General features: G+C 67.3%; 12 protein-coding genes and 1 tRNA gene. 7 read left to right on the plus strand and 6 right to left on the minus strand.

Annotated elements, in window-relative coordinates:
• Positions 1-35: 35 nt before the first annotated feature.
• Positions 36-1,307 (minus strand): low temperature requirement protein A, encoded by a 1,272-nt coding sequence (locus GPX89_RS28415; protein ID WP_328602408.1) that lies wholly within the window; start codon positions 1,305-1,307, stop codon positions 36-38.
• Positions 1,308-1,397: 90 nt separating this feature from the next.
• Between GPX89_RS28415 and GPX89_RS28420 the strand changes: the two genes are divergently transcribed.
• The 3 genes from GPX89_RS28420 (at position 1,398) to GPX89_RS28430 (ending at position 4,521) form a co-directional block, all read left to right on the plus strand.
• Positions 1,398-3,554, plus strand: a complete 2,157-nt coding sequence (locus GPX89_RS28420; RefSeq protein WP_157391199.1) for an ATP-dependent DNA helicase UvrD2 — start codon at positions 1,398-1,400, stop codon at positions 3,552-3,554.
• A 153-nt stretch (positions 3,555-3,707) separates the two neighbouring features.
• Positions 3,708-4,061, plus strand: coding sequence for a hypothetical protein (locus tag GPX89_RS28425; RefSeq protein WP_157390777.1), 354 nt, complete (start codon positions 3,708-3,710; stop codon positions 4,059-4,061).
• A 139-nt stretch (positions 4,062-4,200) separates the two neighbouring features.
• On the plus strand, positions 4,201-4,521 hold the full coding sequence (locus GPX89_RS28430) for a WhiB family transcriptional regulator (protein WP_407939495.1): 321 nt from the start codon (positions 4,201-4,203) through the stop codon (positions 4,519-4,521).
• Between the two features lie 529 nt (positions 4,522-5,050).
• Here GPX89_RS28430 and GPX89_RS28435 read toward each other — a convergent pair.
• From GPX89_RS28435 to GPX89_RS28445, 3 genes are all read right to left on the minus strand, one after another.
• On the minus strand, positions 5,051-6,439 hold the full coding sequence (locus GPX89_RS28435) for an ABC1 kinase family protein (protein WP_157390778.1): 1,389 nt from the start codon (positions 6,437-6,439) through the stop codon (positions 5,051-5,053).
• Between the two features lie 50 nt (positions 6,440-6,489).
• A complete protein-coding gene (locus tag GPX89_RS28440; protein WP_157390779.1) occupies positions 6,490-7,359 on the minus strand; it encodes a TOMM precursor leader peptide-binding protein in 870 nt (289 codons plus the stop codon).
• Between the two features lie 83 nt (positions 7,360-7,442).
• The gene (locus GPX89_RS28445) at positions 7,443-8,849 is read right to left on the minus strand and encodes a zinc-dependent metalloprotease (protein WP_157390780.1); all 1,407 of its coding nucleotides are present in this window, start codon (positions 8,847-8,849) and stop codon (positions 7,443-7,445) included.
• A gap of 107 nt (positions 8,850-8,956) precedes the next feature.
• Between GPX89_RS28445 and GPX89_RS28450 the strand changes: the two genes are divergently transcribed.
• Positions 8,957-9,982 carry a YlbL family protein gene (locus tag GPX89_RS28450; protein ID WP_328602409.1) on the plus strand — a complete coding sequence of 342 codons (1,026 nt, stop codon included), beginning with the start codon at positions 8,957-8,959 and terminating at the stop codon, positions 9,980-9,982.
• 13 nt (positions 9,983-9,995) lie between these two features.
• Here GPX89_RS28450 and GPX89_RS28455 read toward each other — a convergent pair whose 3' ends face one another.
• Positions 9,996-10,607 (minus strand): PPA1309 family protein, encoded by a 612-nt coding sequence (locus tag GPX89_RS28455; RefSeq protein WP_328602410.1) that lies wholly within the window; start codon positions 10,605-10,607, stop codon positions 9,996-9,998.
• 496 nt (positions 10,608-11,103) lie between these two features.
• Here GPX89_RS28455 and GPX89_RS28460 point away from each other — a divergent pair, with 496 nt between their 5' ends.
• Together GPX89_RS28460 and GPX89_RS28465 are read left to right on the plus strand one after the other, a co-directional pair.
• Complete coding sequence (locus GPX89_RS28460; protein WP_328602411.1) at positions 11,104-14,097, plus strand: UPF0182 family protein; 2,994 nt, start codon at positions 11,104-11,106, stop codon at positions 14,095-14,097.
• Between the two features lie 242 nt (positions 14,098-14,339).
• A complete protein-coding gene (locus GPX89_RS28465; RefSeq protein ID WP_157390782.1) occupies positions 14,340-15,194 on the plus strand; it encodes an NAD(P)H-binding protein in 855 nt (284 codons plus the stop codon).
• Positions 15,195-15,288: 94 nt separating this feature from the next.
• On the opposite strand, the gene GPX89_RS28470 is transcribed toward GPX89_RS28465, so the two are convergent.
• The gene (locus GPX89_RS28470) at positions 15,289-15,825 is read right to left on the minus strand and encodes a transglycosylase family protein (protein WP_157390783.1); all 537 of its coding nucleotides are present in this window, start codon (positions 15,823-15,825) and stop codon (positions 15,289-15,291) included.
• A 535-nt stretch (positions 15,826-16,360) separates the two neighbouring features.
• Here GPX89_RS28470 and GPX89_RS28475 point away from each other — a divergent pair.
• A tRNA-Met gene (locus GPX89_RS28475) sits at positions 16,361-16,434 on the plus strand.
• Positions 16,435-16,489: the final 55 nt, after the last annotated feature.

Here is a 16,489-nt window from a genome sequence, read left to right on the forward strand (position 1 = left end):
CTCGCCGTCACCCGGTCGATCGGGCAGACGGCGACCTAGGTGGCGGCATCGGTCTCGCGGGCGGGGCCGGAACCGTTGCGCCACTTGCCCGCCGCCCAGGTCTCCCACAGCAGCGGCCAGACCACCAGCACCGCGACCGCGCAGACCAGGGGCAGAGCGGTCAGATGGGTGGCGGCGAAGCCGAGGCCGACCGCCAGCACCGTGCAGGGCAGCGGCCAGGTCAGCAGCCAGCGCCACCCCACATTGCCGCTGCGGAGACCACTCACGCCCACGACCGCGAAATAGCTTGCGGCGCCGCCGCACAGCGCCCAGCCGACACCCGTGCTCAGGTGACCGTGGGCGTGATCCATGGCCAGGCCCAGACCCGCGGCCAGGGTGGCCAGGCCGCCGGTGATGCCGCAGTGCGTGAGCATGATGCGCTGCCAGGGCTCGTCCGCGCCGGCGACGGTCTCGGTCATCAGCCGGGGGATGAATCCGAACAGCAGGGTGAGCGCCCACAGGCCCGCCAGGATCACGAACGCGGCGAAGGCCAGGCCCACCACGGCGGCGGTCCACCGTTGCCCGCCCAACGCGGTGATGATGCCGATGACGCCCTCGCCGAGCACGATGATCACGAACAGCCCGAGCCGTTCGCCCAGATGACCCGGATCGGCGTGCACCGCTTCGAATTCCGGCACCTTGTCCGGGTCGAAGCGGTCCGGGTCGAAGCGGGGGCTCTGCTGGAGGCGCTGCACCCGAGCGCGCAGCCGCTTGCGCGACTCGGCCAGCATCCGCTCACCGCTGATCGCGAACATGACCCACAGATCCAGCGCCAGGCCCGCCGCCCACAACCAGTACTTCGCCGGTTCGGGCACCCACAGCGAGATCAGCCACGGGTAGACGCCGATGGTCAGCTGCACGGCCGGCCAGTCGACCACGACCTTGCCGCGGCCCCACAGATGTTCGGAGCCCAGCCGCACCAGCACATAGACCGCGGCGAACGTGGTGGAGTGCCGGTCCGGGATGCCCGGCACGGCCGCCGCCATCAGGCCCAGCCCCGCCATGGCGGCCAGCATCAGCGGCACCCGGGCCTGATCGCGAGCGATATTGCCGTAGAGCGTGATGCACGCCCACACCATCCAGAACGCCAGGTAGAGCACCACATACAGGCCGAAGTCGCCCAGCGACGGCCCGCGGTGCAGCAGGTGGGTCAGCTGGCCGATGCCCGCCACCGCGACCAGGTCGAAGAACAGCTCCATCCAGCTCGCGTGGCGCTCGTGGGTCTCGGGCGACTCGGCGCTGCCGGTCTCAGGTGTCTCGTTGACCACATCCGCACGCTAATCGGACCGCCTGGCATGTGTCCGGTTTCCGCGCCGCCACGCCGAGGGCGGTCACACCTGTCGGAGGGCTTTGCCATGATGGAGCGCGTGACTGCCGCGACCGATCAGGCCCAGCAACGGCTCGACGCCCTCGATGCCGAGCAGGCCGCGGCCGTGCGCGCGCCCAGGGGACCGGTCTGTGTGCTGGCGGGCGCGGGCACCGGTAAGACGCGCACCATCACCCATCGCATCGCGCACCTGGTCTCGGCCGGGCACGTGCGGGCCGACCAGGTGCTGTCGGTGACCTTCACCGCACGCGCGGCGGGGGAGCTGCGGAACCGGTTGCGGGCCTTGGGCTTGAGCGGGGAGGCGGGGCAGGTGCAGGCGCGCACCTTCCACGCGGCGGCATTGCGCCAGCTCAAATACTTCTGGCCGCAGGTCGTCGGCGATGTGCCGTGGCGGCTCATCGACGGCAAGTTCCCCATCGTGGCGCAGGCCGCCGGGCGCGCGGGGCTGCCCACCGACACCGACAGCCTGCGGGATCTGATCAGCGAGATCGAATGGGCCAAGGGCTCGCTCATCGCGCCCGAGGACTACGCGGGCGAGGTGGGCCGTCGCCATCGCGACGTGCCCTACGAGGCCAAGAAGGTCTCGGCGGTCTACACCTATTACGAGGCGCTGAAGACCACACCCGACGGTCTGCTGCTCGACTTCGACGACCTGCTGCTGCACACCGCCGCCGCGCTCGAGGACTATTCGTCGGTGGCCGAGGAGTTCCGCGGCCGCTACCGCTGCTTCGTGGTCGACGAGTACCAGGACGTCACCCCGCTGCAGCAACGGGTGCTCGACGCCTGGCTCGGTGATCGCGACGACCTGACCGTGGTCGGCGACGCCAACCAGACCATCTACTCCTTCACCGGGGCCAGCCCGACCTACCTGCTCGACTTCTCGCGCCGGTTCCCCGACGCCACCGTGGTCCGCCTCGAGCGCGACTACCGTTCCACGCCGCAGGTGGTGTCGCTGGCCAACCGGGTGATCGGGGCGGCCCGCGGGCGGATCGCGGGCACCCGGCTCCAGCTGATCGGCCAGCGCGCCGACGGACCCGAACCGACGTTCGCCGAATTCGACGACGAACCGGCCGAGGCCGCCGCCGTCGCCAAGGCGGTCGCCAAGCTGCTCGGAAACGGTGTTCCCGCAGCGGAAATCGCCATCCTGTACCGCATCAACGCGCAGTCGGAGGTCTACGAGCAGGCGCTCACCGAGGCGGGCATCCCGTATCAGGTGCGCGGCGGCGAGGGCTTCTTCAACCGGCCCGAGGTGCGGCAGGCGGTCTCGGCGCTGCGCACGGCCGCCAATCGCGACGATCTACCCGACGCCCGCGGGGAGAAGCTGGTCACGCTGGTGCGCGCGGCGCTCGCGCAGGTCGGGCTCACCAAGGAGGAGCCGGTCGGTGTGCAGGCCCGGGAGCGCTGGGCCTCGCTCGTGGCGCTGGTCCAGCTCACCGAGGAGCTCGCCGGCGTGGAACCCGAGCTGGACCTGAGCGGTCTGCTGCGCGAACTCGGCGCGCGGGCCGAGGCCCGGCACGCGCCGACCGTGCAGGGCGTCACCCTGGCCTCGCTGCACGCGGCCAAGGGGCTGGAGTGGGACGCCGTCTTCCTGGTCGGCCTGGCCGACGGCACCATGCCGATCCAGCACGTATTGGGCCCGGACGCAACGGTTTCCGACGAGTCCGCCCTCGAAGAGGAACGACGGCTGCTCTACGTCGGCGTCACCCGCGCCCGCGAGCATCTCCAATTGTCCTGGGCGCTGGCGCGTTCCGCGGGCGGGCGCAAGGTGCGCCGCCGCTCCCGATTCCTGATCGGCCTGGTCCCCGACGATTCCCCGGCCTCGCGCATCGCCACCCACACCACCGACCGCCGGTCGGGCCCCAAACGCGTGCACCCGACCTGCCGCATCTGCGGCCGCCCGCTGCTCAACACCCAGGCCACCATGCTCGGCCGCTGCTCGCGCTGCCCGGCCGACGTGGACACCGAACTGCTTGTGGCCTTGCAGGAATGGCGCAAGGAGAAGGCGGACGCGCAGAAGCTGCCACATTTTGTGGTGTTCAGCGATACGACGCTCACCGCCATCGCCGAGCAGCGGCCGACCGACGACAAGGCGTTGGTCGCGATCCCGGGTATCGGGGCCAAGAAACTGCAGACATACGGGGCGGATGTCCTCGCGATCGTCCGATCGCGGCTACGCGACTCTTCCTAGTCCCGAAAGAAAATGTGCGCAAGCCCCTAAAACCGCAGGTAGAAAATAGGTTGTGCGCATCCGTACGACTACCTAGTGTGGATCTCGTACCCGGGGCAGCACCCCGTGTTCCAAAAAACTGATCGCATACGAGTGAAGGAGGGAGGCAGACCAATGAACGGCATCGTGAACATCACCGCTACCAGCTTCAGCGCTGGCAGCTTTGCGACGTCCACTGTCGCGTCCGCCTCCCGGGGGATCCTCGCGTCGCAGGGGATTCGTATGTCCGGCGTGAATGGCGATCTTGGTCTTCAGGTCTTTGCAAGCAAAGCCCAAGCGGACCAGACGATCGTGATCAAGCAGGACAAGCCCAAGGGCGACTGGCAGCTGGCAGCCGACTACGCGGCCGCCGAAGCCGTGGCAGTTATGGCCGGAGCCGAGCGACCGGTCCATCTGCACGCAGTCCGCCCGAACACCACCGACCCAGCGACCGTGATCAGGAGTCGACACCGAAGTCGACTCAGGTAGGGAACACCTCCCAGACCTCCTGGCCACGGATCGCGAAAAGCGCGAATACCGTGGCCAATGTTTTTTCGGCCTCCAGCCACCGGCACCGGTCTTCGCGAACACACCGAACGACCGAAAGCACGAGCTGAAGGAGCCCGACGTGTCTACCACCACGGTCATCCGTGAACGAGTGACATGCCGCAACACCGTGGCCAACACGACCGCCCGCACCCGCCGGACGGTCACCATCACCCTGCCTTGCCGAGTCGGCAACCCGGACCTCTGGTTCGCCGAGTCCCCCGCCCAGTTGGAAGAGGCGAAGGCGCTCTGCGCTTCCTGCCCGATCCGCCAGGGCTGCCTGTCGGCCGCACTGGATCGCGCCGAGCCGTGGGGCGTCTGGGGCGGTGAGATCTTCGACCAGGGTGTCGTGATCGCCCGCAAGCGCCCGCGTGGCCGCCCGCGCAAGGTCGCGGTGGCATGACCGCCCCGGCATCCGGGGGAATAGAACGCATACGACCCGCTTACCAGAAGGTAGGCGGGTCGTTTTGCGTCACAAGGACTTTCAACTCTCGTAGCTCTCAGGGGCTTCCCCTGAAACCCCTTTCACCAGACTCTCAGGGGCTTACCTTGAAACCCCTTTCACCAGACTCTCAGGGGCTTACCTTGAAACCCCTTTCACCAGACTCCCAGGGGCTTACCTTGAAACGTCTTTCACCAGACTCCCAGGGGCTTACCTTGAAACCTCTTGTGTGCGAGGTGCAGGGGCCTGCCGTGAAACCCCTTGTACCCGAAGTGCAAGGGGCTGCCAGGAATTCCTGCTGCCCGATGTTGGAGGTTCGTGTCGGCACCCCCGATGCGTCCGCGGCGCTGAGAACCTTGTCGGGACTTCTCGATGACCCCGTCATTCCGGCAGGCTTTTGGCCGGAATCCACTGAAATCCGTTGGAGTGCTGCCGGTGTGGATACCGGCCAAGGGCGCGCCGGGATGACCGGGGTCGAGGTCGGGCGGGGCTAGCTTGCGGCGCTGAGGGTTTCGGCGTAGCCGGGGACCCAGTCGCGCATGAGTTTCATGAAGGGGATTTCGGCGTCGAGTTGGGCGCAGATGCCTACCGAGCCGCCGAGGACTCGGAAGATCATGACGTGTTCGGCCGGGAGTTGGAGGGAGCGGGCGGTTTTCATCATCTCGGAGTTGGAGATGTCGGTGGCCTTGCCCGCTACGCGTTGCATCCACTTGCGGGTGAAGTGGAAGGTCTCGGTTTTGATGGGGTCGGTGAAGGGGCGCAGGTAGGCCTGGATCTCCTCGATGCTCACGGTCTTGCCGGGGATGACCCAGCCGTTGTCGTGGAGCAGGGCGGTCAGCTCGTCGTAGCGCTGCTCGACCTCGAGGGCGACCATCTGGCCCAGGATCTTGGGGAAGCCGTTGGGCAGGGGAGCGCAGGCGCCGTAGTCGATGACCGCGAGGCGGCCGTCCTCGAGCACCATGAAGTTGCCGGGGTGCGGGTCGGCGTGCAGCAGGCCCGCGATCGACGGTGAGCTGAAATGGAATTCACCCATCAGCGAGGCCGTGCGGTTGCGCAGTTCGTAGGTGCCCTCGGGATCCTCCATACCGCGCTGGATGATCTTGGAGACGGGGGTGGCATTGTCCAGCCATTCGGTGACGATCACCTTCGGGGCGCTGGCCACCACCTTCGGCACCAGGAAGCGCGGATGCCCGTCGAAGGCCCGGGCGAACTGGCGCTGATGCCCGGCCTCGATGCGGTAGTCGAGCTCCTCCTCGGTGCGCTCGCTGATCTCGGCGAGGATCGGTTTGACGTCCGCGCCCGGAATGAGCGTGCCCATCATCCCGGCGAACCGGTTGAGCGTCTTCAGATCCGCGCGCAACGCGTCGTCCGCGCCGGGGTACTGCACCTTCACCGCGACCACCCGGCCGTCGGACCAGATGGCCTTGTGTACCTGGCCGATGCTGGCCGAGGCGGTGGGGGAGTCGTCGAATTCCCGGAAGCGTTGCCGCCAGCCGGTTCCCAGCTGCTGATCCAGCTGCCGGTGCACGGCCGCGATCGGCATGGGCGGCGCGGCGGCCTGCAGCTTGGTGAGCGCCTCGCGATAGTGCTCGCCGAACTCCTCCGGTACGGCGGCCTCCATCACCGACAGCGCCTGGCCGAACTTCATGGCTCCGCCCTTGAGCTCACCGAGCACCGCGAACAACTGCTCGGCGGCCTTCTGGTTCAGCTCGGCGTTGATCTCCTGCTTGTCTCCCCCGGCAAGTTTGCGGCCGAAACCCACGGCCGCCCGCCCTGCGATGCCCAGTGGAATTTTGGCCAGCTTGGCATTGCGGGAAGAGCGCTTGCTCACAATCTCTGACACGTTCCCATCATGCCGATGTCCCAGACGGTGCGCCATCAAAATCAGCTGTTCTTTCGGGTCGCGAACGATAGTGGTTTCCGTCACAGTCATGCGTTTTCGCAACAACCGCAGCTGGGATGCGCCGGCCAGGCCCGCCGATCGAGATGCGGAACATCGAGATCGAGCTCCAGTGTGGCGTTCAACGTCGCCGGTGGCCGTTCCTCCGGGCCGAAGGAAATGGTCTCGATCTCTTTCAGCGTCAGGGCCGCCGTCATCGCGACACCCGCGGGTGACGCGCACCCGGCCCGGCCCAGCAGCTGCGCCGCCAGCTGCGGCCACGCGGGTTCGCGATCGGTGCGGTGCAGATCCGCGCAACGCAGGCAACCGGTTTCGCCCGGCAGCACCAGCGGCCCGACGATGCCGCGCCCGTCACGAAGCCGCACCGGCAGATGCGGGACGCGCCGGCGCATGAGCGCGGCGACCAGGCCCGGATCCGGGACCAGCGCGTCGGTGAACACCAGGAGATCGGGTCGCTCGGCCCCGAGGCTCTCGCCCGCATCACACCGCGCGTGGGAGTGTTTGGCCTGCAGCCCGATCCGGCGCAGCCCCGCCAGTACGGCGTCCGCGAGCGGGCCGCGCCCGTGAATCCGCACGACCCGCACCCGCGAGCGCGGCCGTTCCGTCTCGAGGAGACCGGCGGCCGTCAACTGTGCGAGCAACGCCCGCACGATGTCGGCATCGAATCCCAATTCCCGCGCCTGCCACAGAATCTCGGACTCGGTGCGGGACCCGTCGAGCAGCCGCAGCAGCGCGGGCGCCGATTCGACCGGCCCCGGCGGCGACACGATCACCGCGCTCTCCGGATGCAAGCCCAGCTGCACCGCCCCATCTGGCCGCAGCAGCACGGTGATTCGGGGATGGAGCATCGGCCCGCGCATCGCGGTCGGCGCCGGGCGGGTGGATATCAACGCTGTCATGCCACCAGCCTGCGCGCCCCCGGCGCAGAAAAAACCCGCGAAAACGCTTGTTCATCAGCGCTTTCGCGGGTTATCCACAACTCCTACTTCGAGTCTTCCCCGCCCGACTCCGCATCCTTGTCCGAGCGGGCTTCCTTCTCGGCCCGTTCCTTGGCCTCCGTCTCGGCCAGCTGCGCCAGCGGATCGTCGAACGCGCTCGCGCCGCCGCCCAGCACCGAATCGATGAAGCCCGCGGGTGAATCCAGATCCGAGGAATCCGGCAGCAGGTCCGGGTGCGCCCACACCCCGTCGCGCTTCTCCAGCCCGGCGTCGGTGGTCAGTCGCCGCCACAGCGCCGCCGCCTCGCGGACCTTGCGCGGCCGCAACTCCAGCCCGACCAGCGTCGCGAAGGTCTGCTCGGCCGGTCCGCCGGTGGCACGCCGCCGCCGCAATGTCTCGGCCAGTGCGCCCGCACCCGGCAGCCGATCACCCACCGCGTCGGCGACCACGGTCTCCACCCAGCCCTCGATCAGGGCCAGCAGCGTCTCCAGCCGCTCCAGCGCCGCCTTCTGCTCGGGCGTGGTCTGCGGCTCGAAAGTGCCCTGGGACAGCAGCTCTTCCAGCTTCGAGGGATCCTGGGCCAGCGTCATCGGATCCAGGTTCGCCGCGGCCTGCTCGATGGCCGAGAAGTCCATCTTGATGCCGCGCGCGTAATCCTCCACCGCGCCCAGCACCTGCTGGCGCAGCCACGGCACATGCGCGAACAGCCGCTGATGCGCGGCCTCGCGGGCGGCCAGGTAGACCAGGATCTCGCTCTCGGGCTGCTCGAGCCCTTCGCTGAATTCGGAGATGGCCGCGGGCATGAGCGCCGCGGTGCCGTCGGGGCCCAGCGGCAGTCCGATGTCGGTGGAGGTCAGCACCTCCTTGGCGAGCTGGCCCAGGGCCTGGCCCAGCTGCGAGCCGAAGGCGAGACCGCCCATCTGCCCGAGCATTCCGAACATCGGGGCCGCGAATTCCTTGGCCTCGGCTGGGAGCGTGGAGGTCCACATGCCCGAAACCTGTTCGGCGACCGGATCACACAGCCGCTTCCAGGTGGGCAGCGTCTCCTCGATCCAGTCGTTGGCGGTCCACGCGACGGTCTTGGTCGCGCCCGCCGGGAAGGTGGTGGCCGCGTCGAGCCACAGCTCGGCCAGATGCGCCGCGTCGTTCACCGCGCTCTGCGCGCCGGCGGAGACGGGCGCGACGGTGGTCCCCAGCTGCTGCCGGGCCAGTCGCTTGGCGATGTCGTAATTGACCGGTCCGCCCTGCGATCCCGGCTGGCCCATGCTCGAGAACATGGCGCCCAGCTGCGAGAGCATCTGACCGAGTTGCGAGGGATCGAATCCGCCGCCGCCCTGACCCCCGATCGGGAATCCGAACGGGTTGTTCGCACCAGAACCGCTGGACTGGTCGCCGGGCTTGCGCTCGGGATCGTCGTCGCGATTCGAGAATCCGAACGGGAAATCACTCATACCCACTACGGTACTGGAGCCCCGCATCACACGAATCTCCCGGGAAATCGAACAGCACCGCCGAGCGGAGCGCGGCAATGGCCTCGATGACCAGTACCCTTGGCCGCGTGAACCGCCGCATTGTCACCCTGCTCGCCGCTCTGGTCCCGATTCTGGTGCTGGGCGTCGTGGGCAGTGTCGTCACCGTCCCGTTCGTGGCGCTCGGACCCGGCCCGACCTTCAATACGCTGGGCGAAGTCGAGGGCAAGCAGGTGGTCGACGTGGAGGGCGCGGAGGTAAAACCCACCTCCGGCAACCTGAATATGACGACCGTGTCCGTTCGCGACAAGCTGAATATCTTCGAGGCCATCGGCTTGTGGATCGACGGCCAGCACGGTCTGGTGCCGCGCGCGGAGGTATATCCCCCGGGGCAGTCGCGTGACGAGGTAGACAAATCCAATCAGCAGCAGTTCAAGGATTCCGAGGACTCCGCCGAACTGGCGGCGTTCAACTATCTGAAGCTGCCCACGGCGGTCGAGCTGGCCAATGTCGCCGACGACGGTCCGGCCAAGGACCTGCTGAAGAAGGGCGACGAGATCGTCAGCATCGACGGCAAAGCGGTCGCCACCACCAAAGACGTTGTCTCCGCGGTCTCCTCGACCAAGCCCGGCACCCCCGTGCACATCGTGGTCCGGCGCGATAGCGCCGACCAGACCGTCGAGGTCACGGTCGGCGCGCGGCCCGACGATTCGGGCAAGGGCTACCTCGGCGTCACGCCCAACGAGATCAGCAAGGGCCCGGTCAAGGTCGACTTCAACCTCGGTGAGATCGGCGGCCCGTCCGCGGGCCTGATGTTCACCCTGGCGGTGATCGACAAGCTGACCACCGGCGACCTGTCCGGCGGCAAGTTCGTCGCCGGCACCGGAACCATCGATCCCGACGGCAAGGTCGGACCCATCGGCGGCATCCAGTACAAGATGATCGCCGCCCGCGAGGCGGGGGCCGTGACCTTCATGGTCCCGGCCGCCAACTGCAACGAGGCCGCCCAGCGCACGCCCGAGGGCCTGCGCCTGGTCAAGGTCGAGAACCTCTCCGGCGCGGTGCAGGCCCTGCAGGACATCAACGCGGGCAAGGACGTTCCGAGCTGTAGCTAGTTCCGCGCTGTCGCTAGAGGAACTCGTCGGGGTCGTTCTCGAGCGTGTGGCGTAGCGCCTCGACCAGATTCGGGGCCAGGTTGGGGGCCGTGCGCAGGTCGAGGTCCCCGAACGGGTCCTCCTCGTCCTCGCTGGGGCGGACCTGCAGCAGCGACAGCGAGGTCCCGTCGCGCAGCACACCCACGTACAGTCGCGCGTCGCGGCGCTCGGCATGGGTGAGGGCGGCGCGGCGTCCGGCCTGATCGGCGGCGTCGCGGTCGGCCAGCAAGGGAGCGATGGCGTCGTCGAGGCTCTGCTCGGCGGTGGGCGGCAGCACCACGATCTGCTGCACCAGCACGCAGCCCTCGACCGAGCCCGGCCAGCTGGTGGTGGCCAGGAACTCGTCCAGCGCCATGGCGTCGGCCTCCCCGGCGATGTCCTCCGGGAAGGGTTCCTGCGCAATGGGAGTCAGCGCGTCGGCCTCGTCGAGCTGATCCAGCAGGGCCGGTTCGGCGGCGACCAGATCGGCGGTCGGGACCAGCGCGAACATCTGCGGCGGGCGGTCCCAGCCCTCGCCGTCGACATACTCCGCGACTTCCCGAATGCACCGGTACAGGGCCGACGCCGCCCACTGCTCTGGATTCACTCCGCAATCCTCGCATCGCGCGGCGCTGATCTCGAGCGCGGGGCGAAACCCAGCCGGAGCGCAGGGCACAGCCGACCGACCGCAGGGCACAGCCGACCGGCCGCAGGGCACAGCGCCTCGATGATGGGCCGAACCACCTCGAGCACAGGGGGTGCTCGCGTCCGAAGCGGTCCTGGTCGGCGTGGACTCGGCCGACATGGCCCGGCGTGGACCTGGCCCGGCTGCGGGAAGCGGGGGTCCGCTCTCAGCGAAAGTTCGATCGGCTCCGGGGAATCGGCGGCGCTGATCGGCGGTGTGATCAGCCGCTTCGCGCAAGGTCACCGCCTGCCCGACATGTCCGGACACAGACTGCCCGGCAGGTGTCGGGGTGCCGGACGGGCGTTTTACGTAGAGTGGGGCGCGAACGGTCCCCTGGGACCAACTCGCATCATCGGACTGCGGCGCTCGGGCAGGTCATACCGGCAAGGGCGCCGCCGGACCCTGGGAGAGTGGCATCGTGGGCATGCGCCCCCCGACCGGCTTACCTTCGCTGTCCCGACGCAGCCGCATACTGCTCGTCACGGCCCTGGTGTTGGCGGCTCTGTTACTGGTCGGGCCTCGGCTCACCGACGCCTATACCAACTGGCTGTGGTTCGGGGAGGTGGGATTCCGCAAGGTCTACCACACCGTGCTGCTGACCCGGATCCTGTTGTTCCTGGTGGTCGCCATCGTGGTGGCGCTCATCATCTGGTCCGCCCTGCTGCTGGCCTACCGCTCGCGGCCGGTGTTCGTGCCGGTGAGCGGACCCACCGATCCGATCGCGCGCTACCGCACCACCGTGATGAGCCGGCTCAAGCTCTTCGGCATCGGCATTCCGGTGCTGATCGGCGTGCTGTCCGGTCTGGTCGCGCAGGGGAGCTGGGTGACGGTGCAGCTGTTCCTGCACGGCGGCTCGTTCGGGCAGAAGGATCCGCAGTTCCACCTGGACATCGGCTTCTACGCCTTCGACCTGCCGTTCTACCGCATGGTGCTGAACTGGCTGTTCGTGTCCGTGGTGATCGCGTTCTTCGCGAACCTGGTGGCGCACTACGTGTTCGGCGGCCTGCGGCTGTCCGGGCGTGAGGGCGCGTTGAGCACCTCGGCGCGCGTGCAGCTGGCGGTGCTGGCCGGAATCTTCGTGCTGCTCAAGGCGATCGCCTACTGGTTCGACCGGTACGCGCTGCTGTCGAGCACCCGCAAGGAGCCGACCTTCACCGGCGGCTCCTACACCGATATCAACGCGGTGCTGCCCGCCAAGCTGATCCTGCTGTCCATCGCGGTCATCTGCGCGGTCGCCTTCTTCGCCGGAGTCGTGCTGCGCGACTTGCGGATTCCGGCCATGGCGGCGGCGCTGCTGGTGCTGTCCTCGGTGCTGGTCGGCGCGGTGTGGCCGCTGCTGGTGGAGCAGTTCTCGGTGAAGCCGAACGCCTCCACCAAGGAGCGGGCCTACATCGAGCGCAATATCGCGGCCACGCGGGATGCCTACGGGCTGACCCCCGACAAGGTCTCCTACGCCGACTACAAGGGCGTGGCGACCAACGATCAGGTCACCTCGACCGCGGACCAGCAGACCGTCAAGAACATCCGCCTGCTGGACCCGAACCTGCTGACCCAGACCTTCATTCAGCGCAACCAGCAGCTGCAGAACTTCTACGGCTTCCCGGATCCGCTGGACATCGACCGCTACACCATCAACGGTGAGACCGGCGATTACATCGTGGCCGCGCGCGAGCTGCAGCCGCAGAACCTGTCGGAGAACCAGACCAACTGGATCGCGAAGCACACCGTGTACACGCACGGCAACGGGTTCGTGGCCTCGCCCGCCAACAAGGTGAACGCGGCCCCGCCCAAGGAATCCCAGCAGGCCGCCGCCGGTGATTCCGGTGGCGGTTACGGCTACCCGGTCTTCACGGTGCCCGGCCCGAACGGGACCGAGCTGAGCACGGTCAGCGACCTGTTCACGGCCAAGGACAAGGAAGCCATCCCGGTCGAGCAGCCGCGCATCTACTTCGGCGAGCTGATCTCCAAGAGCGATGCCGACTACGCCATCGTGGGCGGCGGGGAGAAGAAGGAATACGACACCCCCACCGATCAGTACACCTACACCGGTGCGGGTGGCGTGAAGATCGGGAACTGGTTCAACCGCTTGGCTTTCGCGGCCAAGTACGCCGAGCGCAACATCCTGTTCTCGGGTGCCATCGGCCCGGATTCGAAGATCATCTTCAATCGCAATCCGCGCGACCGCGTCACCAACGTCGCCCCCTGGCTGACCGCCGACGGCGATGTCTACCCGGCCGTGGTGAAGGGCCGCATCGTCTGGATCGTGGACGCCTACACCACCCTCGACAACTACCCGTACGCGCAGAAGACCCCGCTCGACGGCGCGGTCGAGGACAGCATCGATCAGACGACGGGACGTCTACTACCCCGTAAAGAGGTCTCCTACATCCGGAACTCGGTGAAGGCCACCGTCGATGCCTACGACGGCACCGTCTCGCTCTACGAGGTGGACAAGACCGATCCGGTGCTCAAGGCATGGGAGGGCGTCTTCCCGGGCACGGTGAAGCCGGAGAGTGAGATCTCGCCGGAGCTGCGCGCGCACTTCCGCTATCCCGAGGACCTGTTCAAGGTGCAGCGGGAGATGCTGGCCAAGTACCACGTGGACGATCCGGTGGAGTTCTTCAACGGCAACGCCTTCTGGTCGGTCCCCAACGATCCGACCCAGGAGGGTCAGGCGTCGACCGCGCACCAGCCGCCGTACTACGTGCTGCTGGGCGATCCGAAAACCGGTAAGCCGCAGTTCAATCTGACCAGCGCCATGGTGGGTTACAAACGGCAGTTCATGTCCTCCTACATCCAGGCCAACTCCGATCCCGACAACTACGGCAAGATAACCGTTTTGAGGTTGCCATCGGATTCGCAGACCTCGGGTCCCGGGCAGACGCAGACGTCCATGACGACGGCCCCGCAAGTGTCCCAGGATCGGAACCTGCTCACGGGCGGCAATGTCAACAAGATCAAATATGGCAATCTGCTGACCCTGCCGGTCGGTGACGGCGGCATCCTCTATATCGAACCCTGGTATCTGGAACGCAATAGCGGCGGGCCCAACGCGCCGACGTTCCCCCAGTTGGTGAAGGTCCTCGCCAGCTACCGGGACAAGGTCGGCTACGGCGCGACGGTCAAGGAAGCGCTCGACCAGGTGCTCTCCAGCGCCAGTGGCGCCGCGACCGATCAGCCCGGACAGGCGGTCACCCCGCCGGCCCAGGGCGGGACGACACCGCCGCCGTCGACGACACCGGTGGCGCCGCCCGCCACCGGATCCAGCGGTAAGGACGCCGCTGTCAAACAACTCGACGACGCCTTGAAGGCGGTCCAGGACGCGCAGAAGTCCGGCGATCTCGGACAGCTCGGCAAGGCGCTCGAACAGCTGCAGACCGCGGTGAACACCTACGAGAGCGCTCCGAAGTAGGGGCTCGATCACGATCGAAAGGCGCTGTCATCCATTGGGTGACAGCGCCTTTCGCGTTCGGTGGGGGGCGACGGTGGACGATTCCATGATTTCGTTCTCCGCGCATGGAGGAAATCCACGCGATCTGCCCGAATATATGGCGGCTTTCTACGGCTTTTCTCTGGTCGATGGCCTGATATTCACGCAAGTTCCATGATCGAGAGGCGGGAATTGCCCGCCACATCTCGATGAACGGAGCACCCATGTTTCTCGTCACCGGAGCCACCGGAACTGTCGGCCGGGCCGTGATCGACCGGCTGCTGGCCGCGGACCTGCCGGTGCGGGCGATCACCCGCCGACCCGAGTCCGCCGATCTGCCCACGGGCGTGGAGGTGGTACGCGCCGATCTGGGCGACCCGGGCAGCCTGCCCGCCGCGCTGGCCGGAGTCCGCCGCGTCTTCCTGTCGACGTCCGGTACCGAAATCCCGGAGCACGACGCGAATCTCGCCACCGCCGCGGCCGCCGCGGGCGTCGAGCGATTGGTGAAGTTGTCCTCCGGCCGAGCCGGTGACGCGGCCGCCACCGACCCGATCCCGTCCTGGCATCGCGCGGGCGAGGCCGCCGTCCGCGCGAGCGGCGTGGACTGGACCATGGTGCGCCCCATGGGATTCATGTCCAATGCCCTGCACTGGTCCTACTCGATCCGCGAATCCGCCACCGTCCGTGCGCCTTTCGGTCAAGGCCGGATCGCGGTCATCGATCCGTTCGATATCGCGGTGGTCTCGGCGGCGGCGCTCACCGAGCCCGGTCATGCCGGGAAGGTCTACACGCTGACCGGTCCGCGGGCGCTCTCGCCGGGTGAGCAGACCGAGGTCCTGGCCGAAATCATCGGCCGCCCACTGCGATTCGAGGAGATCTCGCCGGAGGCGGCCGAGGCGGACCTGCTGCGGTTCGGGGTCGATCCCGAGATGGCTTCGGCCATCATGGCTTTGCGCGCCATGGCGCTGGAGTCGTTCACCTCGGTGGTGCATCCGACGGTCGCGGAGGTCACGGGCCGGTCACCGCGAACCTTCCAGGAATGGGCCCTCGAAAATAAGGGGCAATTTACTGCCGCATAGTAAGAATTATTGCCCCCGAATAGCGAAAGGTGCTGCCGTCTCCATTGACGGCAGCACCTTTCCATTTCTTCCGGTATGGGGAAGGAGTTTTGAACTACTTGCCCCACGATTCGATGAGGGGGGCGTTCGACTGGAGGATCCCGTTGTACTGGTCCTGCACGCCGAACTGCTGGGCGAGACCACCGGCGACGCTCTCGGCCTGGTCGATCAGGGCCTGGCGGTCGGTCGGGGCGGCGGGAGCGGCGGCCGGAGCCTCGGGCTCGGGAGCGGCCTCGGGCTCGGGGGTGGATGCACCGTAGCGCAGGTACTTTCCGCACACGGGCCAGGCGCCGGCACCCTGGGTGGCCAGCACGTTCTCGGCCACGCGGATCTGCTCGCCCTTGCTGGCATTGGCCGGCGAGCCGGTTCCGCCATTGGCGGCCCAGGTGCTCTGCGTGAACTGCAAGCCGCCGTAGTAGCCGTTGCCGGTGTTGATGCCCCAGTTGCCGCCGCTCTCGCACTGGGCGACGCCGTCCCAGTCGTGTGTCGCGGCGGAAGCCGTTGCGGTGAAGCCGAACGGGACGGCAACAAGTGCGCCGGTGACGGCGGCGAAGCCGAGGGCGCGAGTGTTGAACTTCCGGTTCTGTTTCATGGTGTTTTCCCTCCCTGCGCTTCCGGCCCGGCGCGTGTGCTCCGCCGTGTCCCTGTCCCCAGGAGGTCTGGGTTTCCGACCGCGGGACAGGGTTTCCGGAGTGCAGCGGTTCGGTTCGGTGCCCATCTCAGGTTTGATCCGGGCCGGAACTGACCATAACGAGGAAATCTCGGTAGATCACGTCTTGATAACTTCAGAATTGCATGAAGCGAATGATGCCGAAAACCGCGTTGATGCAGGTTGGCTATGCTGCAAATGCGAATCCCGATCGGTCTGTTATACACCCGTGATGTGACTCAACTCACTACGAATTAGTGATGTGAGTCACGTTTCTTCGCCATTCCGGCGGCCAAACGTGCGCGCGAGGCTCTCAAATGGAAGATTTTCAACCTGATCACTCCGCTTAGTGGACGACCGTCCTGCTCGATTCGCTACGTCACATCCGGGCCTCGCCGGGGTAGGGGGTCGTAAAAACCCCTATTGACCAGCCGATTTGGCGCTGCTCATCGCCCGTGTGTAATGTTGTGTTCACCGACGCGGGGTGGAGCAGCTCGGTAGCTCGCTGGGCTCATAACCCAGAGGTCGCAGGTTCAAATCCTGTCCCCGCTACTAACGAAGAAGGCCCGGAACCACCAGGTTCCGGGCCTTCTTCTATTTCTCGATA

Source organism: Nocardia terrae (assembly GCF_009760405.1).
In the GTDB taxonomy this organism is placed as follows: domain Bacteria; phylum Actinomycetota; class Actinomycetes; order Mycobacteriales; family Mycobacteriaceae; genus Nocardia; species Nocardia terrae.

What these genes read in the sequence shown, in the direction of transcription:
- GPX89_RS28465 (WP_157390782.1), top strand. Translation starts at nt 14,340, where the DNA reads ATGTTTCTCGTCACCGGAGCCACCGGAACTGTCGGCCGGGCCGTGATC.
- GPX89_RS28435 (WP_157390778.1), bottom strand. Translation starts at nt 6,439, where the DNA reads ATGGCGCACCGTCTGGGACATCGGCATGATGGGAACGTGTCAGAGATT.
- GPX89_RS28445 (WP_157390780.1), bottom strand. Translation starts at nt 8,849, where the DNA reads ATGAGTGATTTCCCGTTCGGATTCTCGAATCGCGACGACGATCCCGAG.
- GPX89_RS28425 (WP_157390777.1), top strand. Translation starts at nt 3,708, where the DNA reads ATGAACGGCATCGTGAACATCACCGCTACCAGCTTCAGCGCTGGCAGC.
- GPX89_RS28470 (WP_157390783.1), bottom strand. Translation starts at nt 15,825, where the DNA reads ATGAAACAGAACCGGAAGTTCAACACTCGCGCCCTCGGCTTCGCCGCC.
- GPX89_RS28440 (WP_157390779.1), bottom strand. Translation starts at nt 7,359, where the DNA reads ATGACAGCGTTGATATCCACCCGCCCGGCGCCGACCGCGATGCGCGGG.
- GPX89_RS28420 (WP_157391199.1), top strand. Translation starts at nt 1,398, where the DNA reads ATGGAGCGCGTGACTGCCGCGACCGATCAGGCCCAGCAACGGCTCGAC.